Below are 26,520 nucleotides of genomic sequence, written 5' to 3' on the forward strand. Positions count from 1 at the left end.
AATAAAGCTAAAACTAAGTTTTTAACTAAAAAAACCTAGTTTACCTTTATTTTGGTCTGATAGATTTGTTCTTATAAGAACAAATAAGCCTAATATTTACGTTTAACTAGGTTATACCAAAAGAGATCACCCATCAAAGGACGGTTTTTTCTGTCTTTGGCATGATTGATTTCTACAGTATATAAACGGTTTTCGGTTAATTCGTTAAAGGTCACTGTTAATATAGTATTGGTTTTATCTAGAGATTTAGTCACAACAGGTACTGTGGTTAAATCCACTTTTTCTGAACCATATTGGCTATGGTAGTGATAGGTATGGCGCGACACTAATATCTCGGGTAATAACTCTGGCATAGGTTGACTAAACTCAATAGCTAGACCATTTTTTACTTGGCTGACTTTTTTAATGTATAAGAAGGGTTTTTTATTCCAACTGATTTTTTTGATACCTATATCGCCCGCCCAGCGATAATACATTTTACCTACCCATAACGAACCATCGTCAGTAAATGTAAAACGATTATTACCTATGCCTAACTCATCGCCATTAATGAAAGGTAAAACGGTTCCTTGCATGGTGCCTTTTACTTCATCAGGGATAAATCGAATTAAGTTGTTTTGATTCATGTCGCCAATAATCAGCTCGCCTTCTGGTAGTCCAAACTTTTCAGGATCAATTGTATTAATGGGTTGTGTGGGTGAGTTCGCCAATTCACCTTGGGGGAATAAGGCGACTGCTGGTTTACGCATTGCCTCTAAATCTGAAGGGACAATCTCTATGGCTTTTTTACTCCAACCTTTTTTCCATAATAATGAAGCGGGGTGACCTAAAAAATCACCTTCTTCAACAAGGTGAAGTGGACTTGTACCTATCCAGTCACCTTGATTATCAGTGACCCATAAGCGGTCTTGTTTGTCGATATGGATACCATTAGGTGAACGTAAACCTGATGCATAAGGAATAGTTTCACCTTCTGGAGTGATCTTCAATATCCAGCCACGGTAAGGAGCACAAGAAAACATACGACCCGCTGATTGACCGGTTTTTTTGAAAGCTTCTTTATCATGCCACTTCTTCATTTCTTCTTGAGGGGGACATAACTGATTATATGGGCCGCGAATTTCTTGGAATATGCCTGCGTGATTCGATGCAACATTTAACGATATAAACATATTGCCCTTTGAATCCATAGCTGGACCAAAAGCAAACTCGTGGTAGTTACCTGTAATGCCAAAGTCTTCAGATAAGGTTTGGTATAGATCTGCTTGTCCGTCGCTATCTTCATCAACCAATCTGGTTAACTCGGCCATTTGGGCTACCACTAATGCGCCTGTTTTATCTTCTTTAATGCCTAAAGGTTCGTGTAAACCCGTTGCGTATTTGCTCCAGTCCAAAGTCTTTGGATCGAGAATAAGCAAGTTTCCATCATGAAAACTGGCGGCTATGGTGCCGTTTTTTAAAGCTTCTAAACCACTGATTTGTGGGTCTACACCTTTTGGAATAGCAATATCTTCAATGGTATAGTAATTCAGCCATGGGTTTGTTTGTTCTTCAGCTAAGCTGGTGCTTGTGTTGACAGCAGCTGTGACAGCAAACAATGCCACTAATGAAAATAGAGTAGGGCGGATCATGGGAAAGTTACCTCAATTGTAAAGTTTTTTGCTTGGGCTGGGGTGAGGGTTAGTCGATTGTTCTCTAACTGACCTTGGTCTGCGGTGATCTGCGCTGAACCTTGATGAGCAAGATCGAGGGTGAGTCCTTGCTTTAAGCCTTTGATTGTATAGCGGCGTTTGAAGCTTTTTGGCTTATTACCCCGTTCAATTTGCTCACTAATACTGGCGCCACCTATTGAATATAAAAAATTGGGTAAGCCGTTAACTAGTCGGTATCCTGCAAAATTGAAATTATTGTCATTGGCTATTGACCAAAACGTATCGGCCGTTTCACTATAAAACACAAATGGACGTACTTGCTCTATCCTGTTTTCACCACTAAATATGTTTTGTCTGCCAGCTACCGCATAGCGAGTAGTTAATTTTGTTGTGTCCCAAACAATACCTAGCTCCTCGTTTAATGCCACAAAAATAGAGGCTGGGCTAGTGAATGGCATAAAAGCACGTTTCACAAAAGGATAGGTTTTTTGTGGTGCTTTAAATGAAAATTTAGGTTTAGGCTTTCGCTCATTCAAGAACTTGGTTGAAAGTAAAATATAGTCATGAATGGCTGCCAGTTTGTCATTTCCTACATGAGCCATGGCAGGCATTTGAATGGTTTTAGGGTTTACCTTACCGGGATTATTTGCCCAATCTAAAAAGGCTTGTCGTTTTTCTTTCGGGTATTTAGTGCGAATTTCTACTAATGAAGGACCCACACTAAATCGATCTGCGCTGTGACAAGCTTTACAATTTTGATTATAAGCTTGGCTACCTATTTGTTGTTCGTCCGCTATTGCTGGCGCATGTAAGGAAAATATCAATACAACTGCAGTAATAAAATTAAAATTTTTCAAGGTAATGCCTCTTGATACTATTTTTCATAGTGGTATTTTGGTCAGTCCAAAAAATTCAGTATAGGATAGTAGGATTGTTTTTCAAGCATAAAACATGGTTTTTATATGGGAAATTTAACTTTATATGTTATTGTCGTTAACATATTGGTGATTTGGTCTGATGGCTTGGCTTATTGGTATTAGGTGAATAAATGAAAGAATTACTTCAATTGTGTTTGTTAACTTGGCTCTGTAGTGCCTGTACAACAATAACTGCTGTGGAAAATAAACAGAAAAAAATAGTACAGCAAAAAAATATTCTATTTTTATTTATTGATGATCTGCGACCGGAACTTAAGTCATTTGGCGCGCATCATATTGTTTCTCCCAATATTGATGCCCTAGCAGAAAACAGTCGAATATTTTTAAATCAATATGTCAATGCACCAAGTTGCGGACCTTCTCGATATTCTTTATTAACCGGTCGCTATGGGCCGAGTGACAATAGCGCTTTACAAGTAAGAGGTAAAGCCATCCGGGAAGGTGCGAAAGATATTCCACCCAGTATGCCTGAATGGTTTAAACAGAACGGTTATACAACAGTGTCTGTGGGCAAGGTTTCCCATTTACCCGGTGGACGTGGCGGTAAAGGCTGGGTAGATGATACTCAATTGGAAATGCCCAATGCTTGGACACGGCATCTAATGCCCGTGGGTGCATGGAAAACGCCTTCAGGCATGATGCATGGCTTAGCCCATGGTGAAGTACGTAAAAATGCTAAAAATATGGACTTGTTACAATCGGTAGAGGGCAGCGATAACATTTATCCAGACGGGTTGATTACTGAAGAGGCACTCAAACAATTGAAGGTGCTGAGCCAAGATAAAGAAAAACCATTCTTTTTAGCTGTGGGTATTATCAAACCTCACTTGCCTTTTGGTGCACCGAAAAAATATTTGGATTTGTATGACGGTGTAGAGTTCCCAGAAAACCCTTACCCGAATAAACCCCAAGGATTATCTACTTGGCATAAGTCGGGTGAATTTATGAAGTATAATCGCTGGGGTAAAAACCCTATTACTGATAAGGGTTTCGCTGAAAAAGTACGTCGCCATTATGCCGCTAGTGTCAGTTATGCAGATGCACAGGTGGGCAAAATACTTAAACAGCTGAAAGATTCTGGCGCAGATAAAAATACTATAGTGGTGCTGTGGGGAGATCATGGTTGGAATTTAGGTGAACATGCCATTTGGGGTAAGCATAATTTATTCGAAGAAGGTTTACGCTCGCCATTATTGATTTCATATCCAGGTATGCCTAAGCGTGGTGAAAGCACTACAGCTGTTGTCGAAGCGGCAGGGGTTTTTCCTACAGTCACTCGTTTAGCAGGATTACCTGATCCAGAGAATATTCACGGCAGGCCTATGCTGGCGCAATTAGACGATCCAGAAGCCGGTGGTCATTACGCTTATTCTTACCGTGGTAAAAACCATACATTACGCATGCAAGGCTATCGACTGACCTTATTTAACGGTAAAGACGTGGCTTTGTATGATCACAACAGCCAAGCAAAAGAAACCCATAATGTGGCGGCGCAGCATCCTGAAATAGTCAATCAGATGTTACCCATATTAAAAGCGCGTATGACTAAAAATGACAAATTTTAGTGCATAGTTATACGCCACAAACACAACAAATTCGATTCAGATTCAAAGGAACTCCTCATGAACTTTAGCAAAAAACAGTGCGGTCAATTATTATTAAGCACAGCTGTGTCAGTCATTTTATCTTGTAGTGTTTGGGCAGCAAAACCTGAACCCACGCCCACTTGGACCGATCCTATATTGGCAGCCAAAGAGCACGATAGTTTTAAATATATGGGAGAGTACACAAAAGCAAATCAAGCTTTGCAAGTGAATCCTGATGGTAATCAATTCTATGTTGCTATTTATCAAGGTGGCTTACCAGGTGCGGGTTGGGATAATAAATCGGCTGAGTATAAGCGCTTATCTAAACAACAACTTAAGCAGTTATTAATTGGCTTTGATAAAGTGGATAGAGGTGTTCTATCGGCTAGTTACCCAGCACCAGAAGATGCACAAATTATTTTTGATGGCAAAAAATCGCCAATATTGAACGGCAAAGTAGTGGATGAATTATTGTTAGCCGGGGCTTTGATAAATGACGATTTCACCGATTTTCATTTACATGCAGAGTTTCGCACTCCTTATAAACCTGCAAGGCCTGTCGGTAATGCTGACCGAGGCAATAGTGGTTTCTATTTATTGAAACGTTATGAAGTACAAATTATGGATTGTTTTGCCTTACCTTACAGTGAGTCTGTATGGAAAAAGCAAAATTTCACCATGGCATCTCCGGCCAGTTGTAATGGGGCTATTTATAAGGTGAATGCTCCTTTAATCAATATGAGTTTACCTCCGCTTACTTGGCAAAGTTATGACATACATTTTACTGCCGCACGCTTTGCAGATGATAAAAAAATAGCCAATGCGCGTATTAGTGTGATCCACAACGGGCTAAAAATTCATGATGATGTAGAGATACAAAAAGGCACTGGTAGCCAAAGTAAAAAAGAAGAGTTATCCAAAGGGCCTATCTATATGCAAAACCATCATAACCCAGTGCAATATCGCAATATTTGGCTTGTTAAACATTAGGTCATGAAATGAATATCAATAGGCAAGTGGGGCAAATTTGGTACCAATCCACTCCTGCTGGCCAGCAGAATCAATAAAGGTCTAAAACAAGTATGCAAATTTCTATAGGTAATAAGTGGTTTTTTAAAATATGCGCCCTTAGCAGCTTGGTTTTGCTAAATAGTTTAATGCCTACTTTCGCAGGCTCCAGTCATCAAGGGCAAAAGCCTAATGTTTTGTTTATTTCTATTGATGATTTGCGAGCCAATTTAGGGGCTTACGGTGACAAACATATCATCACGCCAAATTTAGATAAACTGGCCCAGCAAGGTCGATTGTTTAACCGCCATTATGTACAAGTGCCCACATGTGGGCCTTCAAGAGCAAGCTTGTTAACGGGCATGAATACTAAGTCTCGAGCTAGTATTAATCACGGTGTTTTGGGTAAAGCCTTGTACGGAACTGCTGAACCAAACAGTCCAGAGTCATTTATTCATCATTTTAAACAAAATGGTTATTACACAGTAGGAATGGGCAAGATCACCCATCAGGCTGGTGGATATTACAGTCCTAAAGACAAAAACGGCAAAAGTCTCAAAGCCGAACTAGAGTTGCCCCATAGTTGGAGTAATTATGTAAAGGTTAAATGGCCCTGGAAGGGAAGCGTACTGCATACCTACGCTGAAGGTATATCCCGAGATGTAAAAACGACTCCTCCTTTTGAAATGTTAGATTTACAAGACACGGATTACCCAGATGGTTTATTGGCAGAACAAGCTGTAGCAGAGTTAGCAAAACGGGCTAAAAGTAAGCAGCCATTTTTTATGGCGGTAGGTTTCTTTAAACCACACTTGCCCTTTAATGCCCCTAAAAAATACTGGGATTTGTATCAGCGCGAATACATCCCCTTGTCTCCAAATCCTCATGCTCCTAAAGGTGTCGATAAACGGTTTTTACATGATAGCGGTGAATTCTTTAGTAAGTACTACTCGCCAGCTGAAGAAAGAGCAAAAGCCCAAGAAAATAAAAAGATGAGCGACAAATACGCTAGACAAGTACTTCATGCTAACTATGCGTCGGTGAGTTATGTAGATGCTCAAGTAGGTAAAGTGCTTAATAAACTCAAACAAACGGGCTTAGACAAAAATACCATAGTGGTGGTCTGGGGCGATCATGGCTGGCATTTGGGTGACCACACTATTTGGGGTAAACATAGTTCATTTGATAGAGCGTTAAATAGTGCCTTTTTGGTGAAAACACCTGACATGAAATATGCAGGAGTAACAACAGATGGACTCGTCGCTTCTATCGATATTTACCCTACTTTATGTGATTTAGCAGGGTTAGAAAAACCACAAGGTATAGAAGGACAGAGCTTTGTTCAGTTGTTAACCGATCCTCAAGCACAAGGCAAAGATGCGGTGATGAGTTACTGGCGTGACATCTTAAGTTTACGTACAGACAAATACCGGCTGGCGGTTTTCGACGATGGTCATTCACAGCACAAAATGTTGTTTGACCATGATGAAGATCCAAACGAAACAACCAATGTCGCAGCGCAAAATCCTAAAGTGGTGGCCAAATTGCTGGCAAAAATTAAGCAGCTAAACAATGGCTTTTTGCCTGCGTTAGATTTAACCAAAGAGTAAAGTTCATATGTTAAAAAAACTGAGTTTAAGTTTTTGTGCCTTGCTACTGTTGTTTAATAAGGTTCACGCAGCCAAGCCTGTTAATATTTTATTTGCGGTGGCCGACGATATGTCTCACGCCAGTGCCTATGGTTATAAGTTTTTAAACACGCCTAATTTTGATTCTATTGGCGAACAAGGCATTCGCTTTAATCGTATGTACACCCCAAGTAGCAAGTGTTCTCCTTCTAGAGCGGTAATATTGACTGGGCGTAATCCATGGCAGCTAGAAGAGCTCGCTAATCACAAACCCACTTGGCCAGAAAAATACATAAGCGTTATTGAAGTACTAGAACAAAATGGGTATTTCACCGGTTTCACAGGGAAAGGTTGGAACCCCGGTATTCATCCCAAAAATCGTACCTTAACCGGCAGGCAATACAATCAGATAAAGATGGATAAAACCCCTACTAGCAAAATGTTCACCTCTGATTACACGGCAAACTTCAAAAAGTTTATGCAAGACAAACCTAAAAATCAGCCCTTTTTCTTTTGGTATGGGGCTAAAGAGCCACACCGAGGTTACGAATACAAATCTGGTGTTAGGTTAGGTAAAAAACTGGAAAACCTCGATTTTACTCCGTCATTCTGGGGCGGCTCAGAAGCCTCTAAACACGATGTTTTAGACTACGCCATTGAAGTGGAATATTTCGATAACCACCTAGGCAAAATACTCGACCATATAAAGTCCATAGGCGAGTTAGATAACACAATCGTGATTGTGACATCAGACAATGCTATGCCTTTTCCGCGGTACAAAGGTCACCCCCATGAGTTTGCTACCCGAGTGCCCTTTGTTGTGGCTTGGCCTGGCAAAATTGTCAATCCGGGGCGGGAAGAAAACCACTTTGCTAGTTTTATCGACCTTGCTCCTACCTTTCTCGATATTGCCAACATAGATATTAACAAAACTAAGATGTTACCCTTTGAAGGTAAAAGTTTAACTGACATATTCGCAGCAAAAATAACTGGTCGAAACACTGTATTAACCGGCCGAGAGCGTAATGATATGGCTAGGCCTAATGGTTGGAGTTACCCCGTACGTAGTTTACATAAAGGGGAATTTGTATATATGCATAACTTTAAACCTGAGCGTTGGCCAGTGGGGACCTGGGAAGCAGGTTTGAAAGATACTGACGGCAGTCCGACAAAATCAGATTTAATGTTTAATCAAAAAGGCAGCAAAGCCTATGCACTGTCTTTTGGTAAACGCCCTCAAGAAGAGTTGTACAACATTGTCAAAGATCCTGAATGTATAAATAACTTAGCTGAAGATCCCCAGTACGCCGCTGTTAAACAGTCCATGCAGCAGGATTTATTTAGCCAATTGAAACAACAACAAGACCCAAGAGTTTTGGGTAATGGCGACATATTTGACCAATATCACCCTTACCGGCAAAAAGAATATGCTGAAAATGTGCAAAAAATGGCAGACATATTAAAACGTAGAGGTTTACAAAAATGAGTGAGGCCTACTGCTTAGGTACTCGATATGCAAGATCTCTGATAAAAATATGCTATCAATTTCAACTATGATTGATGGCCAAGTTTTTAGAGGGTAGCGAATGATTAGTTGCGGTAATTACGATTACATTGAAATAGTCTGTTTGTATCGTTACACAATCAAGCTATTCATGAAGTCTGGTGAAATTATTGAAGGCCAAGCGGTCGACACTCAGAGAAACGGATCTGGGCAAGAATGTATAAAAATAGTGTATAACAAAATAGATGAATTAGTGGTGTTAGATAACATAGCCAAATTGCAGGTATGTATCGAAAACCCTCATTTTAAAGAAGTTTTGTTCGACTAGAGTATTGGTAATATTACAGTTAAGTATTCATTAATAAGTTAGGGAGATGGGATGAAATTACAAAACCTTTTGTTAGTGTTTATGGCTGTATTATTTACAGGTAATTTAGTAGCTAAAGAATCACGGCCAAATATTTTATTTGTGCTCAGTGATGATCAAAGTTCAGTGCACACCTCTTATGCTGGCGCTCAACAGCTACACACCCCTGGTTTTGATAGATTGGCTAATCAAGGTGCCTATTTCACCCATTCTTTTACTGGGGTGGCATCCTGTGCGCCTTCACGAGCAAGTATTTTGACTGGAAAATCGTTTTGGCGTAACCGAGAAGCCAGTTTGTTATTTGGGCGCTTGAAAAAGGATCATCAAGTCTTCACTCGGCTGTTATCCGATGCAGGTTATGCCGTCGGTGTCAGTGGTAAGTCTTACTCTCCTGCCAATCAAAATTTTGAGTCTACTTATCCTCTGGTAGATGAACTGCAGGGATTATTCAATAAAGAGTATAAAACCCACGAAAAAACACCCTTTGGTATTAATTCTGAAAATTATTCAGCTTCGTTTATTAAATTTATGCAAGATAAGCCAAAAGAGCAGCCGTTCTTTTTTTGGTTGGGCACTAAAGAGCCTCACAGAGCGTATAAAAAAGGCATAGGCGCTGAAAATGGTATTAATCCCGATATGGTCACAGTGCCTGATTTTTTACCTGACAATACAACAATTAGAAACGACATAGCTGACTATTTTTTTGAAATTCAGTGGGCTGATAATCATCTAGTTAATGCCTTAAATTATTTAGAGGAAATAGGGCAACTAAACAATACCTTAGTGGTGTATACCTCTGATAATGGTATGCCGTTTCCTCGAGCTAAAGCGACAAGCTATAACTATGGTGTACAAATGCCTTTAGCCATGATGTGGGGCGATAAAATCAAACCTGGGCGGGTGATTGAAGACTTTGTTAATCATATCGATTTTGCCGCTACTTTTTTAGATGTTGCTGGGGCGGAAATTCCAGCTGGATTATCTGGCAAGAGTTTGTTGCCCATTTTGTTATCGGATAAATCAGGTTTAATTGATGCAAAACGCACATTCACGTTAACAGGATTCGAGCGTCATGTATGGGCTCGTCCTGATGGTGAGGTGTATGGCCGCCGAGTCATTCATACTAAAGATTGGGTGTATATTCACAACTTTAATCCTGATCGCTGGCCTATGGGGAGTCCAGATTTTATCGCTAGTCATCAAGGTATTTTTGGTGATGTTGATGCAGGTCCTACAAAAACATTTCTATTAGAAAATAAAGATGCGCCTGAAATAGAGCCTCTCTATCATTTATCATTTTCTAAATTACCCGAAGATGAGTTGTATCATTTGCCATCGGATCCTGAGCAAATTAACAATGTGGCTAATAACGTGCAGAATCAACAAGTATTAGAGCAATTAAAAGCTCAACTAATGCGTGAATTAAGCAAAGATCAAGACCCCAGAATGCAAGGGTTGGATCATTGGAGGGATTACCCGTTTTATGGGAATAAAGATAAATATTTACGAGGTAAGTATTTAAAAGAGTATCAAATGCTGAATGACAATAAATTAATAGAAAGGGCGGAACATTAGCCCCTAACAAAGTTAAGGGCTGGTTTAGTATCAGTCGGCTGGTTTGTTTTCAGGCAGTAAGGTGGCGATAAGTGTGTCTTGCTCGTTTAAGAAATCTTTCGCTGCGCTTTGTAGCTTTTCTTCGGTCATGGTTTCAATTAAAGCTAAACCTTGTTCAACTGTTTGAAACTCTTCGGTTTTAGATAGACTTGCTAATAAATAACCACGCCAAAAACCATTTAACTTAACCTTAGTTTCAATGCTTTTTACTTGTTGTTCTTTAAAGTTGTTTAGGTATTAGTTTGTGTCAGCCTTGCTAAAGAGAGTCATAAATTTCACCAAAAATAATCATTTTCTTTCAGTGTTAACCTGTTCGGATAGGTTTAGTAGGCGTCGTTGAATAGAGAACAGAGTTTGCAAAGACGAAGCATCCGGAACGAGATAGGCTAGTGCAGAAACCCCTTTGATGCTAATCAATGTACTTCCCTGTTGCAGTTGAATAGATAGAAATGTCGTGGGAGCATCTGGAAACTGATGTAGTCGCGAGTTTTGTTTTCTTAACTCAGCTTCAATACTGGCAGTGGTTATTTCCAGTATGTTGGTGTCGTCGATCAACTCTTTGAGCAGAGTGTCTAGTTCTTCCTTGCTTAGCTGAATGCTTACTTGTGGATCTCCCGGCTTTAAGGCTCGAGCAGTGACTTTGCGGTTAACATATATTTGTAGAACAGGACCATCAGTAGTACGGGGTTTTTGTCCGCCACGCATATCGAAGGTTATCATGACAGTATTAGTGTTTGGTTTTATATTCTGAGCATGGGAGGTGAATATTGAGCCCATCAAATAGAGCATAGTCAACAAACAAAGGCGCATAGATTCCTTAAAAAAAAGGCGGCACATGAACTGTGCCGCCGACAGACTTAGTTAACTTTTATAGCTGAGTTACTACGTCTACGTATTGATATATACATGCCAAGCATCGCGGCGAACAACAGTGAACCTGTGGCTGGCGCAGGCACTGCAACATTATATTGAATGTCGGCTGCCAGTGGCAAAGATACATCTGTGAATGGGTTAATAGTCAAGTAACCAAGATCACTAAAAGCGGCGATGGTGGCCGGTGAAATAGTAGCAGGAACATCTACTGCGAATGGCGTCATCAGTTCGACATCATTGAATAAGCCAATATTTACTGAACCATCTTCTGGTGAACACGGACCGAACAAACCTTTAATCCAGCACTCATCCCAGTGGCCGCCGCCATCTTGTAAGGCAATTGATGTCTCACTAGTACCGTACTCAACATTGAAGGCGTCAACTGCATTAGCACCGATGTAGTTGCCGTTGACATCGATTAGGTTATTAAAAGAAAATTGTGTACCAAAACCTAATGCATGAGCTATTTCGTGAATTGCAGAGTCAAGAAATAATTGTTCTGACTGTGGGGAAACAGCGCTGGCACCAAAATCATCGGCGTCGAATTGCATGATGCCGTCGGTGGCGCGATCAAAGCCCGAAGTTGTTGTTTCCCATGCTCTAGGTCCAGCAAACGCCAAAGAACCGTAAGCACCGTCTTCTGGAGTCAACCAAGCCGTTAGGTTATAGGTTGGGTTAGCAATACCTTCAAAGCCAACTAACATTGATTCCCAGAATGTTTCAGCTGCACCAAATAATTGTATCTGGCGTGCTGAGAAAGCTTCGGTCGGAGAATTTGGGTTTCCGGCGCCGTTATCGACAGTTTCACCTGCGGGTTTGTAATCAACTATAATATCGAATAACGGTGTTGCACTAGCAGCCATGGTACCCAAAGAAAGTGATGCTAACATAGTGTAAGTTAATATTTTTTTCATAATACTTCTCTGTATTTTGTGGAAATTAAAGGAGCGTATTTGTCGCTCTGGTTTCAAGGACTGAAATAAACTACCGTTAGAAATTGCGTGAGTTGCACACCTTTTCAAATTATTGATTTCAACAGAGGAAGCCTAAAAGTGCATCCATTGCATGCCCTCAGCCGATAAGCATAAAATATGCCTTGTTCTCAAGCATCTGATTTAAAATGATTAATTTAATTTTAAACGCTAAGTGCAAAACAGTTTTGTAAAAAAATCTGACACTGCAACCATTCATATCGATAGCTAAAGATGGCTAATATTGTAGGAAAGTAGAAAACGGTCATTTTGCTCTCAGCTCTTAAGTAAGGATAATTAAAGATGTTCGGTATGCTTCAGCAAGGTAAATCTGAAATTAGTTTAATCGTTACACCTTATTTCTATAGGCTTAAATAATTAAACGTCATACTTTCTTAAAACCAACCATTTAGTGACATTATTATCGGAGCTGGTTTTAAAAGTACTGCAGGGTTATCCACTGTTTAACTAGATTGGTATTATTAATCTCTGTCATGGCTGATGACCAAGTTTATAGGAGATAGCTTATGATTAGTTGCAGTAATTACGATTACATTGAAATAGTCTGTTTGTATGGTTATACAATCAAGTTATTCATGAAATCGGGTGAAATTTTTGAAGGCCAAGCTGTCGACACTCAGAGAAACGGATCACGCCAAGAATGTATAAAAATAGTGCATAACAAAATAGATAAATTAGTGGTGTTGGATAACATAGACAAATTGCAGGTGTGTGATAATAATCCTCATTTTAAAGAAGTTTTGTTTGATTAGAGTCTTGGTGTTATTACAGTTAAGTATTCATTAATAAGTGAGAGAGATGGGAGGAAATTACAAAACACTTTTGTTAGTGTTTATGGCTGTATTATTTACAGGTAATCTAGTAGCTAAAGAATCACGGCCTAATATTTTATTTGTGATCAGTGATGATCAAAGTTCTATGCATACGTCGTTTGCTGGCGCGGTGCAATTACATACACTTGGTTTTGATCGCTTGGCTAATCAAGGCGTCTATTTCACCCATTCTTTCACTGGGGTGGCATCCTGTACGCCTTCTGGAGCAAATATCCTGACTGGAAAATCGTTTTGGCGAAATGGCGAGGCAGGTTTATTATTTGGTCGGCTTAAAACAGAACATAAAATTTTCACTCGTTTATTGTCTGATGCAGGATACGCAGTAGGTTTGAGTGGTAAATCTTACGCTTCTGCCAATCAAAATTTTGAGTCGACTTATCCTCTGGTTGATGAACAGCAGGGATTATTCAATAAAGAGTATAAAACCCACGAAAAACTCCCTCTGGCATTAACTCTGAAAATTATTCAGCTTCATTTATTAAATTTATGCAAGATAAGCCAAAAGAGCAGCCGTTTTTTTTTGGTTGGGCACTAAAGAGCCTCACAGAGTCTATAAAAAAGGCATAGGCGCTGAAAATGGTATTAATCCCGATAAGGTCACAGTTCCTGACTTTTTACCCGACAATACAACGATTAGAAATGACATCGCCGATTATCTTTTTGAAGTGCAGTGGGCTGATAGGCACTTGGAGAGAGCATTAAATTATCTAGAAAAAATTGGCCAGCTAGATAACACGCTAGTGGTGTATACATCAGACAACGGTATGCCATTCCCAAGAGCCAAAGCCATCAGTTACAACTACTGTGTGCAAATACCATTGGCTATGATCTGGGGAGATAAAATCAAACCAGGGCGGGTGATTGAAGACTTTGTTAATCACGTCGACTTTGCTCCCACCTTTTTAGAGGCGGCGGGAGTAGAAGTGCCAGCTGGCCTGTCGGGTAAAAGTTTACTACCTATTTTGTTATCTGATAAATCAGGTTTAGTTGATAAAAGTCGGACATCTACGGTAACGGGATTTGAACGCCATGTATGGGCTCGCACTGAGGGGGACGTATACGGCCGCCGAGTTATACACACCAAAGATTGGGTTTATATTCATGACTTTAATCCAGACCGTTGACCAATGGGTAATCCAGATTTTGTCGCTAGCCATCAAGGTATATTTGGTGATGTTGACGCTGGGCCTACAAAAAAGTTCTTGTTAGCTAACAAAGGTAACCCACAAGTAGAACCTTTTTACCATTTGGCATTTTCTAAATTGCCCGAAGATGAGTTGTATCATTTGCCTTCGGATCCTGAACAAATTAACAATGTGGCTAATAACGTGCAGAATCAACAGGCATTAGAGCAATTAAAAGCTCAACTAATGCGTGAATTAAGCAAAGATCAAGACCCCAGAATGCAAGGGTTGGATCCTTGGAGGGATTACCCGTTTTATGCGAATAAAGATAAATATTTACGAGGTAAGTATTTAAAAGAGTATCAAATGCTGAATGACAATAAATTAATAGAAAGGGCGGAACATTAGCCCCTAACAAAGTTAAGGGCTGGTTTAGTATCAGTCGGCTGGTTTGTTTTCAGGCAGTAAGGTGGCGATAAGTGTGTCTTGCTCGTTTAAGAAATCTTTCGCTGCGCTTTGTAGTTTTTCTTCGGTCATGGTTTCAATTAAAGCTAAACCTTGTTCAACTGTTTGAAACTTTTCGGTTTTAGATAGACTTGCTAATAAATAACCACGCCAAAAACCATTTAACTTGACCTTAGTTTCGATGTCTTTTGTTTGTTGTTTTTTAAAGTTGTTGAGATATTTTGCATCTTGTTGTGTCGTTTTAAATTGATTAATGACTAATTGGGTTTCTTGTACCAGTTCATTCACACGATTAGGGTCACAAGTGAAAGAAATACTAATGCTGTGTGTATTGTCGTAGCGGGAGAATCCACCATTAACTCTTACCCCGTATACACCAGACTTTTCTTCACGAATGCGCTCTCGCAATACAGTACTTAATACTGATTTTAAGCTGTTAAAAGCGGCACTTTGTTCGAAGCTCCACTGGTTATCACCATAAAAATTTAGTACCACTGTGGCTTTAGGTTCCATGCCTTTCTCTACTTTGACTTGTAGTTGCCCTTCACTTCTTAGGCTTGGTATTTTTTTCCATGTTTCTGCGGTGCTGTTATTAGGTAGGCTGGCTAAGTAAATACTGAGTAATTCTTCCATTTTTACAAGGTCTATATTACCGACAAATACATAATTAAACTGACCAGCGTTGGAAAATCGTTGTTGATAAAAATCGAGAGATAGTTGGAAATTTTGTTGTTCAATCACCTTGTCGTCCATTCTAATGGAGCGAGGATTATTACTATACTGGGCCACTCTGATTGCTTCAGAAAATACCCCGTTAGGCGTGTCTAATTGGTTTTTGTAATAAGGTGAAGCCCTTGAAATTAAGGTATTAAAGGCATCTTGATCCACTCTAGGTTTTTGAAATTTTAAATGGAGTAATTGCATAAATTGTGGCAAATCTTGCACAGAACTACTACCAGACAAAGACTGATGATATTGATCTATACGGGCTGAAATACCAAATTGTTTGCCCTTCATGAATTTACCCAGCTGTATGCTGTTCATATCGCCAATACCCATAGCATTGGTAATATGAGTACTTAACAGGGTGTTTAAGTACTGCTCTGTTGTGAGTAATGAATGACCGCCCTCACTACTGGCTGAAAACAGAATTTCATCTTCTTTGAAATCTGTTTGTTTTAAAATAACATGGGCGCCATTACTTAATGTCCAGATATGCGCGGCTAGGTCTTCATCATAAGTTTTGGATAACACTGCACCAGATTTGGGAAGGGATGGCATAAGTGAATCAGCGACTTTTTCATCTTGGTAGGCCAGTAATTTTTGTTGGCTACTCTGTTGCCATAACGCCAAAATTTGTTGTTCGCTAGGTAGGCTGGCCGCGGTTTTTTCTGGAGCCGAAACGGCCACTAAACGGTTGTTCTCACTCCACCATTTATTGGCAAGCTGGTTAACCTCTTTAATACTGATTTGTGGTAAAAAATGTTGGTAAGCTTGTAAAGATTGTTTGCGGTCCATTAAAGGCGTTTGTTTTAAAAAGTGGCTTACGTATTGAGAAATCAGGCGGTTCGATTGAGTTTTGTCAATTTCTTTAGCGCCTTTTTCTGCTGAGCGTAACATGCCGGCTTTTTGCCGAGCTAATTCAGTTGCAGTGAAACCATTTTGCTGGACTCGATTATATTCTTCTAATAAAAATTTTATTGCCGCGCTTGTTTGTTCTGGTTTGGTTAATGCTCCCATATTAAAAGTCGAGTTATCACTAAATAAACGAGAGAAATTGGCTCCGCCAGCAATCAAGGATGAATTAGGTTTTAACACTGCTTCTCTAATTCTATTGTTAAGCATACCTATGAATAATGAATGGGTGATACTTTGTTGCAGGTCTTGATAACTTTTCATTTCAAACAAAGGTTGTTTAATGGTTAATGACACAGTGCTGCGGATTAATTCAGGATCGGTTTGAATACTCACCAATGGTTCTATATTGTCGGGGAGCGGGTAACTTTGTTTTGGTTTGCCATTTTCTACAGGTTTTATATTGGCAAAGTATTTTTCGATAAGTTGTAGTGCTTCAGTAGGCTCAATATCACCCACTACCACTACCGACATTAAATCAGGGCGATACCAATCTTTGTAGAAACGTATCAGATCTTGATGTTTACCTTGTTCTAAAATGTCTTGTTTGCCTATTGGTAAACGTTCTGCATAACGAGAGCCTTTATATAGAACAGGTAATTGTTTATTAAAAATACGTTCGTTGGCCCCTTTGCGACTGCGTAATTCTTCAATCACCACACCTCGCTCTTTATCTATCTCTTCAGCTTCAAAACTAATTTTGTGAGCCCAGTTTTCGAGAATATGAAAACCTTTATCTATGGTGTCTTGGTTATCAGTAGGAATTTGTAATTTATATACTGTTTCATCAAAGCTTGTATGAGCGTTTAAATGCGCGCCAAATTTCATACCTATGGATTCTACATATTCAATTATTTCTTGTTTCTTGAAGTCTTCAGTGCCATTGAATGCCATGTGTTCAGCAAAATGGGCAAAACCTAATTGACTTTCGTCTTCAGCCAAAGAACCAATATTTACCACTAAGCGTATTTCGGCTCGCTTGGCAGGTTTTAGGTTTTTTTGGATTATGTATCCTATACCGTTATCTAATTGACCTTTTATAATTCGGGGTGTAATTGGTAATGAACCGGAAAAGGGTGAAGTTGTTGGATTCAGTTTAGTAGTCGGTTTGGCTTCGGTTGTATCATTGGATTGACAAGCGCTTAAGCTAATTGAGCACACTAGGATTGCAAGAGTGGGATATAAATTTCGAATTAGTGTTTTATACATCATGTTAGTGCCATTTCCTTGGTTTAGTTTGACCTTATACCAATCCATGGTAACAAGGATTTTACTTAATCATATAATTTAAAATTTAGTTTATAAATATAACTGGCTTTAATTATGGATGATTTAGCTCTAGCTCAACTTGGTTAGCGTAGGAAGCTTTAAGTGGTTTTGTTGTGGTGTTTAAAGCGAGCCTGTCTATCTCATCTTCTGTTAAAGCGCGAGATAGAATGACCAGCTCAGCCATACTGCCATTCAAGTTTCTTATGGGGGCTCCTAGATTATTCATATTGTCCCAATTAGCGATTGAGGCTTTACCAATATGCCAATATTCAGATTTTTGAACTAGGTGTCTGGTTTTGAAGAGTGTTCCATTGATAAATATTTTCACTTCTTCTTTTTCTTGGTCTACTGTGGTGGCTAAGTGATACCAAGTACCTGATTCCGCAGGGCTATAGAAAGGTTCGGCATTGTAGTTTTTGGCGCCAGGGTCTATGGATGATAGGCCTAAAACTATAGTGCCTGTTTGATTCTGGTGAAAATTGCCCAATTGCCAGTGAATATCTCCAGGTTTGTAGCCATCTGTCAGCAACAAAGAATTAAATGCTCTATCTAGGCTGTCTATTTTTATCCAACTGGCTAAGGTGAAGTTTTTGAGTTTGTCTTTTATATCAATGCGTACCCTATCACCTGGACGTTTAAATTCTAACGCAGCCTTACCCTGCCAAGGGCCTTTTCCCCAATTAGCTCCGACTATCGCGCCATGAGTGCCGTTGCTATTAGCGGCTTTATTTTTTAATAAGCGAGGTTTACGTTCAGCTTTTTCAAAATCATAATAGGCGATAAGATTAGGATCTTGTAATAACTGCTCTTTTATTGTTAACCATTGTTGTTGTTTTTTGTTGGTTGCTAGATAAGTCAAATCCGCTATTTCAGCAAACTCAATAAATTGACTGGCAGTGGCTTGGTCTTCTTGCCACTGCTTGGCATCTTCAGAAAAAAAGCTAACCGCGTCACCTTTCTCGATTAGTTTCTTTATACCAGTCTTACTGATAGCTTCTACTAAGCCTTCAAATACATGTACTTGAGAGTCGCCATTCGCGTCTACTTGTACACCTATTGCGGTACCTAAATCTACCACTTCAGAATTTGGGGTATCTATGGTAAACCCTATGGCTACGGTTGGCACATCTGTCATCACTTTACCTTTGAATAACTTGACCCGTTTGGCGCTGACTATTTCTAGTTCGGCCGGGCCAGCAATTTTTAATTGTGCCCCATGGTAAAACTCTAACTCTAGGAAACCATTTTCAATATTTAACCTACCTGGGGCGACAGATTCTCCAATTACAAAATGGTCAGGATTGTTCAGACCCACAGCATTTGCGACTATGGCTACACCTTTATCTTGTATTTCAGCGTTGTTAAATGTGGACAGGCCTGCAATAGGATGTGTTGTTGGTTGCTGGTTAAAAGATAAGACAGAAATAATAAAACAAGCGGCCAAACTTAAGCCTGAAATAAACCAAGCAAATCGACTACTGCTTTTATGGGGTTTTTGTTCTTTTGGTAAAGCACTCATCACTTTTTTCTCAAATTCATTATTTGAGTGTACGTTCTTAGAGTGGCTTAATATTTGTTCGACAAACGTATCTGTGTGTTCAGCAGGCGATAAAGCCTGATCCACTAAGTTATCCATTTCTAACTGAGCACGAAGGATATGTTTAAATTCTATGTTTTGTTTAGCTAAATTTACCAGTTCGCTGATTTGCTCTTGACTGGCTTCGCCTTCAATAAGTAATCCTAGAAGATTAGAGAAATGTTTATGTGTTTCAATATTGCTGATCATAATCCAACCTATAATCCATACATGTTTTGAGTTTTTTGCGAATACGCATTAACGCTAAGCGAATAGCGGTATCTGACATGCTGAAATGTTCTGACAATGTTGGAGTTTTCCATTCTTCTGAGTACTTTTTGTTGAGTAATGTCTTACTTTTTTCTGGCAGTTGTTGGATACATTCTTGTAACGCCATTACTTCGTCGCCTTTATTATCTGAAGGTTCGTAATCTAACTCATATTCATCTAATAAAAACTGGCTGAGCTTTTCGTCCATTATACGGTTTTGCCGTGCATTTTTCCTTAACTCATTGCGCAGAATATTGCGCGCAATGCCGTATAGCCAGTTACCAAAATCTTTTTCTTGGTCAAATTCATCTAACTTTTTATAAGCTGTGATAAAAGTTTCTTGGGCAATATCATCTACTGAATGTGCCGCTACTCCCATTCCCCGAATAAACGAGCGTAAACGCCCTTGATATTGGCGAATGAAAGCAGCAAACAGAGTATTCTGTTTATTCATGGGAAAACTGCTTAACAACGAATAAACGTAAACACTTCATTGATAGCGCCCTGTTACTGTGCTTTGTCTTGTTTACGGGCAAATATACTGAATATTAGTACCACTGCAAAACAAATCAAAGGCATGATATAGCTGGTGTTTACATTGCCAGTGATATCAATTATCCAACCTTGTAGTGGCACTAAAATCGCCCCACCTAAGATAGCCATAATAATAAATGAACCACCTAGTTTTCTGTCTTCACCTACACCTGTTAAACCTAAACCATAAATAGTTGGGAACATTAATGACATGCAAGAAAAACAAGCGAGTAGGGCATAGGTACCGATTTCGCCACCTACAAATACAGCGACTGCAATCAGGGCTATGGCCAAACTTGCCATAATAGATAAAAGTTTAGTGGGGCAAATTATGCTCATCAAGCCAGTACAAATAAAGCGGAATGCGGTATACACACATAAGCCGTAAAAAACGTATTCGCCAGCTTGTGCTTCGGTGCTTACACCTGTGTGATTATCCATTATGTATTTGATGGCATAAGTCCATACACCTATTTGGCAACCGACATAGAAAAACTGTGCAACTATGGCAAATTTCCATTTTTTGTTTTGTTTTAGACGATTAAAAGATTGTTTTAATTCGCTAAATTTATCGCTCGACTTTCCAGCTGGGAAACGCGTTATAAAAATAATTGCCGCTAGGATAAACGCCACAACTGCCACTATTAAGTATGCGGTTACTACGTTTGAAAGTTCACTTGATTGGATCATTAATAATTGATCGGTAGTCATGGCTGCGCGTTCAGTTTCAGAAGCTGAATTGAGCCCTTTCAAAATCACTTCTTTACCCAAAAATACACCCATTAACACACCAATAGGATTAAAAGCTTGAGCTAAGTTAATTCTTTGGGTACCGGTTTCTTCTGGACCCATAGACATAATATAAGGTGCGGCAACGGTTTCTAAAATTGCACAACCAGAGGCAAATACATAAAACGCCAATAAGAAAAATTCAAAACTCATTGCTTGACTGGCTGGGTAACACAAAATTGCGCCCGCGGCATATACGGTTAAGCCAATTAATACCCCGTTTTTGTAGCTATATTTTTGAATCAAAAATGCTGCAGGTAGAGCCATTACAAAATATGCACCGTAAAATGCAGATTGAATAAACGAAGACTGCAGTTGGCTCATACTCAATACTTTTTGAAATGCCGGTACTAACAAATCTGTCATATTGTTTGCGGCCCCCCAAAGGGCAAAACAAGCCGTGATTAAAATAAAAGGTAATAACAAACCTTTTTGAATGATGGGCGTTGATGAACCTCCCGTTTCTTCGACATTAGTGTTTTCTGGCATTACTTGTGACTCTGTAGACATCTTGTTTCCTTCGTTATTATTATGTTTTTGCTAACAGCGGTTTTTATGCTTGAATACCGCTAAATATATTTTCCATACCAGCCATCTTATCGTTACTGTCAGAAAATGTATCAGTTAATATACCAGCGGATCGTAATTGATTAACAAATAAATTACTCATGTGGGTTTCATCGCCGAATTTAGTATAACTACCGTGTTTTAAGCCCATGTTTTTACCCCCTGCAAGTATTACAGGGTAATTACGAGCATTGTGCGTTGAACTACAGGCACTGCCGTACAAAATTTGGGTACTGTCTAACAAAGAGCCAAATTCATCTTGGGTGTTTTTCATGCGATCAATAAAGTAAGCAAAATGACTCGCCATCCATTGATCGTATTGCCCCCATTCTTTCCAGTGACCTTCGGTTTTATCATGGCTGATGGCATGGTGACCTTTTTTCAAACCTACACCCAAAATTGGATAAGCATCACCAAACCCCATACCATCTTCACGAGAGACCATATAAGAAATGACCTCGGTTAAATCTAATTGAAAGGCAAGTACCATTAGGTCGTACATACTACGAATATAAGCTTGTGGGTCTACCTTGGCATCAACCATTAAATCTAAATGGTCGGTATTTACTGATTTAAGTGGGATATCTAACCAAGCTTCATTACGTTGAATTTGTTCTTCTAAACTGCTTAGAGATGACAAATGTTCGTCGAGTTTATGTCTGTCGTTAACCCCTAGTCTAGTCTGTAAACGTTTAGAGTCTTCTAAAATTAGGTCGACCATTTTCTTTTGACGGAGTAGGCTTTTACGTCTTTCAGCGCTAGCATTTTTGCCGTTTAGTGAAAAATAGCGTTCAAAAATACTACGGTGATTATGTTCTGAAGGTATAGCTTGCCCACTAGAATCGAAAGATAAAGTAGATACCCGAGATTTAAATCCTATGCCGCCGTCAGCAGACAAAACCAAAGATGGGTAACGAGTGGCTTGTTTTTTAATCTGTGCGGCAAACTGGTCGACAGAAATACTATTGTTATAGTCAGTACGTACGTCGCCACCGGTTAAAAAGGTATCACCAGCTATATGCCCCAACAAACTACGTGACTTTGGATGACTCAGTCCACCTAGAATAGAAATGTCGTCTCTATGAGCCGCTAATGGTTGCAAGGTGTTAGTTAGTTTATAGTTTTTACCTTCACCACTTGGAAACCAATTCCATTCTTTATGGGCAGAGTCTTCACCTGGCATACCTACGCCATTTGGCGTGTATACATAGGCTAGTCGTTTGGCTGGAGCGCTTCTTTGTCCTAGCTGTTTTTTATTGTCAGCCATACATTCCATATAAGGTAAACAGGCGGCTACACCAAGCCCTTTCAAAAATGAGCGGCGTTGAAGGCGAAAAGGTTTAACATTTTTCATTACTGTTTGTCCTTATATTTGGTTGAATGATGGGCTATTCACAATAGCCAATAATAAACTTTGCATACGATAATCGTTAGCTTTGACTTGTTGTAAAATGTCTTCAAGCTCAGCGTCATCACGGTAACTAACCTCACGGCCAAGAGCGTATGAGAATAAATGTTTGATTACAGATAAAGCGACTTTATCTGCTTCTTCTTTTAGCAAGTATTGCTTAATTTCAAGCATGCCATTAATTGCAGTACCGTCTGGTAAAATAGACGTGGCATCAATAGGTAACCCTTTATAGTCATCTCTATAACGCCCTACTGCATCAAAGTGTTCAAATACCACACCATAAGGATCAATTTTGGCATGGCAGTCACGACAAGAGTCTTTGTCACGATGTAATTCAAGTTGCTGTTTAAGTGTAAGCTTATCAAATCCAGGGGTGTCAGGATCTAAGTCAGGCACATTGGGTGGAGGAGGCGGTGGCTCGTCACCAAGAATTTTAGATTTCACCCATACCGCACGTTTTACCGGGTGGCTGTGTGTACCATCCGCATGTCCGGTCAAAAAAGCGCCTTGGGATAATAAGCCGCCACGAGCTTGCTCTGCTGGTAATTTCACAGGGCGAAAATCTGGACCAATAACATTATCTATGCCGTAAAACTCTGCTAGGTTTTGATTCAACATAGCAAAATCCGAATCAATGATATTCAGTACCGTTTTGTCTTGCTGAATTAAGTATTGGATAAATTGTTCGGTTTCTAACTTCATGTCCTGTTTTACAAAACGCGTATAGTCAGGAAATGTAGCAATGTCGACAGTTTGTCCTTGTTGTCTATCTAACCTTAACCACTGGGCTGCAAATATTTGAATAAAATGTTGTAGCTTCTTATCATCACTAATCATTCGAGATAATTGATCTGTGATTTGGTTAGTTAACTCACCATTTTTAGCAAGGTTTAATAATTCTTGGTCTGGAGCAGTATTCCATAAGAAATAAGACAGTCGACTGGCTAGAGAGAATTGATCAATTGCCTGACTAGTATTTTCACTGGCGTGAGCTTCGCCGACAGAAAATAAATCGCTTAAACTTGTTAGCCAAGACTGTGAACTATCCGCTTGGGCAACGTGTTGCTCTGCTTTTGGTTCAACTAGGTATAAAAAGCGAGGTGAACATAAAATGGCCACTAATGCTTCTTGTACACCTTCTTCGAACGTATCGAATTCAGGTTGTAGTTCTTGCCAAAGACCAATGAAAGGTGCTACTTCATCTTCTGTTACGGGACGTCTAAAAGCACGCTCAGCAAATTTAGTGATTACTTGTTTGGCATATTCCTTATCTTTCTCTGCTGTATCGAAAAATATATTTTTATGTCTCGCGGTAGGCCATTGTTCAAAATAAGGTGCTTCAAATTCGATGTAATCAATATTCATGCTTGAACCCAGTTGGTCAGCTGATTTAATCTTGTCATCGTTCCAAACCCCTACTTTTAAACTACTGCTGGTGATGTGATCACCTTTAGTGCCGTGGGTTGGTATAGGAAGGTTTTCTAGTCGTCCTTTAAAAGTATATAGCTGGTTTTGTCCGCTGACTTTGGCACCCGGAGCAAAGTTTCGATAGTCCATGCCATCATCGGTTCTGGTACCTAAATAAGGCAATAATATAGGTTGAGTTTGATTGCTCACTAGGTTTTTAAATGACTTGTCCGGGTGATTTTTCGCAACTAGGTGATCTTTATCAAGTTGTGTAACCACTATATCGCTATATCCAGGGAAATCGGCTTTAGCTTTTATTGTAATCTTGTGATTTATCTTGCTTAGGTATGCTGATGCAATACTAGAAACCACTGGCTCACCTACTTTTGCTTTACCAGAAGGCGATAACGTCGTGCTAAATTCAGGCAAATTATCTACTTTTATGTTTAGTTCGGCTGTGTTGCCAGAGGCTAGCTCTGGATGAACGAGGTCAATTTGATAAAAGCTCCCTCCGTTACTTTTTAATAGCAGTTTAGATTGTACTAACACGTCTTCAGCTTGTGCTGATTTAATATAAAATCTGGGTTTTTCCTTGCTAGGTTCAATTCCAGTTTTTTTAGTAATTTTTGATGTATCAGATTGTGCTTGGCTGTTTTTATCTATTATTGGTGCGCCATCATCATTTAGTTTCGCCAGTGGCGTTTGATTATTCAGAGCCGCAATTGAGTTCATTGCTTTATTAAAGCCTGGTGAAGCTGAAGCTTTAACTCTGACAATAAAATCTCCAGTAGAGGGGAATTGATCCTTTATTTGCATCGAAAGGTTAGGCGAAGGACCATTCCATGTGCCGTATTTACCTGCTTCAATCACTTCTTGGTGAGGTGTGGCGGAATATAAATCTATGCCTTTTTCTTGTATCAAAAAGCGCTTAGTATCTGAGCCACGCATACTGCCACTAAAGTATTTCTTGATGCCGTTTGTATCTTTAGTTGGTTGACCTTGTTCGTCGAGGATTTCTACATAAAAATCTTCTGCAGGAACGGCTTTATCCATATAACCTACTGAAAGGGTGTTATTTTCTTGTTGACCTATGTCGTCACCAAAACGCATGCGATAGTGATGAACTTTAGGTTTTTCAGGACCGACTATGACTTTACCTAAAGCGTCTCGAGCGATTTTTTCGAATGTTTCTAAATGCAGTGTTGAACTCTGTAATAACTCCCCGCTATTACTAAAGCCTATACTTGAAAGGGGATCATTAGGTAGTTCTCGACCAAAGTTAACTTCAATACCTAATAAATCTTGTAAGGTATTGGTATATTGTTCTTTGGTTAAACGGCGCAGCACTTGTTTACTTTCGCCTTGTTTAGCAGCTTTAGCTAATTGAATGCCTTGCGTCATCCAGTCCACAATAATGCGACGCTCTTCGCCAGTGGGTTGTTTTTTCTTTTTGGGTGGCATTTCTGCTGTGTTGATCATATCTAATGCGGCATGCCAATGTTCTGCATCTGCTCCATTGATAAAATCAGGATTAAGAATATCTAAGCGAACGTTTGCTTTTTGTGTATCAGGGCCGTGGCAACCAAAACAGTAGTTTTGTAATAAAGGGCGCACAGTTTCCACATAATGAGTGTCGTCTACCTGGCTTATATCTAATTTTTGCTCTTCAGGACTTAACCAAGTGCGGAAAGGCTCTGGTGAATAACGAGTAAGATAAGTATCGCCATGGACTAAATTCCCACCTTCGTGAGCGGCTATAAATATAGTAACAGTGAGCAGTGCACTGGCGGTGGCGTAGTGAGCTTTACCAAGGAAAGTGGTGGAACCAAATGTGATGAGACCCGTACAATATAAAGCTAACAGTGCCACACTTACACCAGCAATCATATGCTGTTGCACTTCTGTAAAAGCAAAGCCTTCGTTTGACGCTAAAAGTAAACCCATGCTAACTGTAGCAACAGCACTGATGGCACCAAGCCACCAAATTGGTCGAATCGCTGGCTTTAAATGTTCAAAACGTTTTAGTTTAGTGGTTAAAGATAAAATTGGAGCCAATAATAAGAGCGTTACTGGAAAATGTAGAAGCAATACATGAAAGCGGCCAAAGAAGCGCAATAAACCTTCACTATCTTGAGAATCAATAGGTGCAAAATAAGCGCCTATCAATAACGCCACTCCTAGTATAAACAGGAATAATAATGGTTTTAAATTTTTAGAATTTGACACAAAAGCTCCACATTTGTTCTCGATTAATCAGCACTCAATTCCTACTTTTGGCTAATTACATTTTATAATCTTACTAATAATTGTCATGTGTTAATGTTTTGTTTCATTTAAGTATAAATTATTTTTAAAATGTGAGGGATGTTTCACATTTAAGCGTTTTTTTAAACTAGATTTGTTTAATTGCCACGTGTCATACTTATGTAACAAAAATGTCATCAAATACCGCAGTTATTTTTGTTGCAATAAAAATTT

At 39.4% G+C, this 26,520-nt stretch carries 20 protein-coding genes; 10 read left to right on the top strand and 10 right to left on the bottom strand.

Annotated elements, in window-relative coordinates:
* Positions 1-89 precede the first annotated feature (89 nt).
* Positions 90-1,631: a hypothetical protein gene (locus GQR87_RS22105; RefSeq protein WP_199271664.1), complete on the bottom strand. Its 1,542-nt coding sequence runs from the start codon at positions 1,629-1,631 to the stop codon at positions 90-92.
* The gene (locus GQR87_RS00265) at positions 1,628-2,509 is read right to left on the bottom strand and encodes a c-type cytochrome (RefSeq protein ID WP_158965412.1); all 882 of its coding nucleotides are present in this window, start codon (positions 2,507-2,509) and stop codon (positions 1,628-1,630) included. The genes GQR87_RS22105 and GQR87_RS00265 overlap by 4 nt, the downstream gene beginning before the upstream one ends.
* 191 nt (positions 2,510-2,700) lie before the next feature.
* Here GQR87_RS00265 and GQR87_RS00270 point away from each other — a divergent pair, with 191 nt between their 5' ends.
* The 6 genes from GQR87_RS00270 to GQR87_RS00295 all read left to right on the top strand — a co-directional run bounded on the left by GQR87_RS00270 (position 2,701) and on the right by GQR87_RS00295 (position 10,258).
* Positions 2,701-4,155: a sulfatase gene (locus tag GQR87_RS00270; protein WP_158965414.1), complete on the top strand. Its 1,455-nt coding sequence runs from the start codon at positions 2,701-2,703 to the stop codon at positions 4,153-4,155.
* A gap of 57 nt (positions 4,156-4,212) precedes the next feature.
* Positions 4,213-5,166 (top strand): DUF1080 domain-containing protein, encoded by a 954-nt coding sequence (locus GQR87_RS00275; RefSeq protein ID WP_158965416.1) that lies wholly within the window; start codon positions 4,213-4,215, stop codon positions 5,164-5,166.
* A 92-nt stretch (positions 5,167-5,258) separates the two neighbouring features.
* Entirely contained in the window at positions 5,259-6,794 is a 1,536-nt protein-coding gene (locus tag GQR87_RS00280; RefSeq protein WP_158965418.1) for a sulfatase, read from the top strand.
* A gap of 7 nt (positions 6,795-6,801) precedes the next feature.
* Positions 6,802-8,298, top strand: a complete 1,497-nt coding sequence (locus GQR87_RS00285) for a sulfatase (RefSeq protein ID WP_158965420.1) — start codon at positions 6,802-6,804, stop codon at positions 8,296-8,298.
* Positions 8,299-8,398: 100 nt separating this feature from the next.
* Entirely contained in the window at positions 8,399-8,644 is a 246-nt protein-coding gene (locus tag GQR87_RS00290; protein ID WP_158965422.1) for a Rho-binding antiterminator, read from the top strand.
* A 51-nt stretch (positions 8,645-8,695) separates the two neighbouring features.
* The gene (locus tag GQR87_RS00295) at positions 8,696-10,258 is read left to right on the top strand and encodes a sulfatase (protein ID WP_158965425.1); all 1,563 of its coding nucleotides are present in this window, start codon (positions 8,696-8,698) and stop codon (positions 10,256-10,258) included.
* A gap of 327 nt (positions 10,259-10,585) precedes the next feature.
* On the opposite strand, the gene GQR87_RS00300 is transcribed toward GQR87_RS00295, so the two are convergent.
* Positions 10,586-11,107, bottom strand: coding sequence for a hypothetical protein (locus tag GQR87_RS00300; RefSeq protein ID WP_158965427.1), 522 nt, complete (start codon positions 11,105-11,107; stop codon positions 10,586-10,588).
* A 47-nt stretch (positions 11,108-11,154) separates the two neighbouring features.
* Complete coding sequence (locus GQR87_RS00305; protein WP_158965429.1) at positions 11,155-12,084, bottom strand: hypothetical protein; 930 nt, start codon at positions 12,082-12,084, stop codon at positions 11,155-11,157.
* 584 nt (positions 12,085-12,668) lie between these two features.
* Here GQR87_RS00305 and GQR87_RS00310 point away from each other — a divergent pair.
* The 4 genes from GQR87_RS00310 to GQR87_RS00325 are packed head-to-tail and all read left to right on the top strand — an operon-like array spanning position 12,669 to position 14,527.
* Positions 12,669-12,914 carry a Rho-binding antiterminator gene (locus GQR87_RS00310; protein ID WP_158965431.1) on the top strand — a complete coding sequence of 82 codons (246 nt, stop codon included), beginning with the start codon at positions 12,669-12,671 and terminating at the stop codon, positions 12,912-12,914.
* 46 nt (positions 12,915-12,960) lie between these two features.
* A complete protein-coding gene (locus GQR87_RS00315; protein WP_158965433.1) occupies positions 12,961-13,530 on the top strand; it encodes a sulfatase-like hydrolase/transferase in 570 nt (189 codons plus the stop codon).
* Complete coding sequence (locus tag GQR87_RS00320) at positions 13,520-14,119, top strand: sulfatase-like hydrolase/transferase (protein ID WP_158965435.1); 600 nt, start codon at positions 13,520-13,522, stop codon at positions 14,117-14,119. The genes GQR87_RS00315 and GQR87_RS00320 overlap by 11 nt, the downstream gene beginning before the upstream one ends.
* A 3-nt stretch (positions 14,120-14,122) precedes the next feature.
* Complete coding sequence (locus GQR87_RS00325) at positions 14,123-14,527, top strand: hypothetical protein (RefSeq protein WP_158965437.1); 405 nt, start codon at positions 14,123-14,125, stop codon at positions 14,525-14,527.
* Positions 14,528-14,557: 30 nt separating this feature from the next.
* Here GQR87_RS00325 and GQR87_RS00330 read toward each other — a convergent pair whose 3' ends face one another.
* The 6 genes from GQR87_RS00330 to GQR87_RS00355 form a co-directional block, all read right to left on the bottom strand.
* Positions 14,558-17,431 carry a pitrilysin family protein gene (locus GQR87_RS00330; RefSeq protein ID WP_158965439.1) on the bottom strand — a complete coding sequence of 958 codons (2,874 nt, stop codon included), beginning with the start codon at positions 17,429-17,431 and terminating at the stop codon, positions 14,558-14,560.
* A 109-nt stretch (positions 17,432-17,540) separates the two neighbouring features.
* Positions 17,541-19,274 (bottom strand): LamG-like jellyroll fold domain-containing protein, encoded by a 1,734-nt coding sequence (locus GQR87_RS00335; RefSeq protein WP_158965440.1) that lies wholly within the window; start codon positions 19,272-19,274, stop codon positions 17,541-17,543.
* A complete protein-coding gene (locus GQR87_RS00340; protein ID WP_158965442.1) occupies positions 19,258-19,788 on the bottom strand; it encodes a sigma-70 family RNA polymerase sigma factor in 531 nt (176 codons plus the stop codon). Before GQR87_RS00340 ends, GQR87_RS00335 begins: the two co-directional genes overlap by 17 nt.
* Before the next feature lie 53 nt (positions 19,789-19,841).
* Positions 19,842-21,167, bottom strand: a complete 1,326-nt coding sequence (gene fucP, locus GQR87_RS00345) for an L-fucose:H+ symporter permease (RefSeq protein ID WP_158965445.1) — start codon at positions 21,165-21,167, stop codon at positions 19,842-19,844.
* Positions 21,168-21,210: 43 nt separating this feature from the next.
* Entirely contained in the window at positions 21,211-22,578 is a 1,368-nt protein-coding gene (locus GQR87_RS00350) for a DUF1552 domain-containing protein (protein ID WP_158965447.1), read from the bottom strand.
* 12 nt (positions 22,579-22,590) lie between these two features.
* The gene (locus tag GQR87_RS00355) at positions 22,591-26,268 is read right to left on the bottom strand and encodes a DUF1592 domain-containing protein (RefSeq protein ID WP_158965449.1); all 3,678 of its coding nucleotides are present in this window, start codon (positions 26,266-26,268) and stop codon (positions 22,591-22,593) included.
* Positions 26,269-26,520 lie beyond the last annotated feature (252 nt).

The organism is Paraglaciecola sp. L3A3 (genome assembly GCF_009796765.1).
In the GTDB taxonomy this organism is placed as follows: Bacteria; Pseudomonadota; Gammaproteobacteria; order Enterobacterales; family Alteromonadaceae; genus Paraglaciecola.

Excerpts from the sequence above, each read along its gene's own strand:
- GQR87_RS22105 (WP_199271664.1), bottom strand. The coding sequence starts at position 1,631 with ATGATCCGCCCTACTCTATTTTCATTAGTGGCATTGTTTGCTGTCACA.
- GQR87_RS00270 (WP_158965414.1), top strand. The coding sequence starts at position 2,701 with ATGAAAGAATTACTTCAATTGTGTTTGTTAACTTGGCTCTGTAGTGCC.
- GQR87_RS00275 (WP_158965416.1), top strand. The coding sequence starts at position 4,213 with ATGAACTTTAGCAAAAAACAGTGCGGTCAATTATTATTAAGCACAGCT.
- GQR87_RS00280 (WP_158965418.1), top strand. The coding sequence starts at position 5,259 with ATGCAAATTTCTATAGGTAATAAGTGGTTTTTTAAAATATGCGCCCTT.
- GQR87_RS00285 (WP_158965420.1), top strand. The coding sequence starts at position 6,802 with ATGTTAAAAAAACTGAGTTTAAGTTTTTGTGCCTTGCTACTGTTGTTT.
- GQR87_RS00290 (WP_158965422.1), top strand. The coding sequence starts at position 8,399 with ATGATTAGTTGCGGTAATTACGATTACATTGAAATAGTCTGTTTGTAT.
- GQR87_RS00295 (WP_158965425.1), top strand. The coding sequence starts at position 8,696 with ATGAAATTACAAAACCTTTTGTTAGTGTTTATGGCTGTATTATTTACA.
- GQR87_RS00300 (WP_158965427.1), bottom strand. The coding sequence starts at position 11,107 with ATGCGCCTTTGTTTGTTGACTATGCTCTATTTGATGGGCTCAATATTC.
- GQR87_RS00305 (WP_158965429.1), bottom strand. The coding sequence starts at position 12,084 with ATGAAAAAAATATTAACTTACACTATGTTAGCATCACTTTCTTTGGGT.
- GQR87_RS00310 (WP_158965431.1), top strand. The coding sequence starts at position 12,669 with ATGATTAGTTGCAGTAATTACGATTACATTGAAATAGTCTGTTTGTAT.
- GQR87_RS00315 (WP_158965433.1), top strand. The coding sequence starts at position 12,961 with ATGGGAGGAAATTACAAAACACTTTTGTTAGTGTTTATGGCTGTATTA.
- GQR87_RS00325 (WP_158965437.1), top strand. The coding sequence starts at position 14,123 with ATGGGTAATCCAGATTTTGTCGCTAGCCATCAAGGTATATTTGGTGAT.
- GQR87_RS00330 (WP_158965439.1), bottom strand. The coding sequence starts at position 17,431 with ATGATGTATAAAACACTAATTCGAAATTTATATCCCACTCTTGCAATC.
- GQR87_RS00335 (WP_158965440.1), bottom strand. The coding sequence starts at position 19,274 with ATGATCAGCAATATTGAAACACATAAACATTTCTCTAATCTTCTAGGA.
- GQR87_RS00340 (WP_158965442.1), bottom strand. The coding sequence starts at position 19,788 with ATGAATAAACAGAATACTCTGTTTGCTGCTTTCATTCGCCAATATCAA.
- fucP (WP_158965445.1), bottom strand. The coding sequence starts at position 21,167 with ATGTCTACAGAGTCACAAGTAATGCCAGAAAACACTAATGTCGAAGAA.
- GQR87_RS00350 (WP_158965447.1), bottom strand. The coding sequence starts at position 22,578 with ATGAAAAATGTTAAACCTTTTCGCCTTCAACGCCGCTCATTTTTGAAA.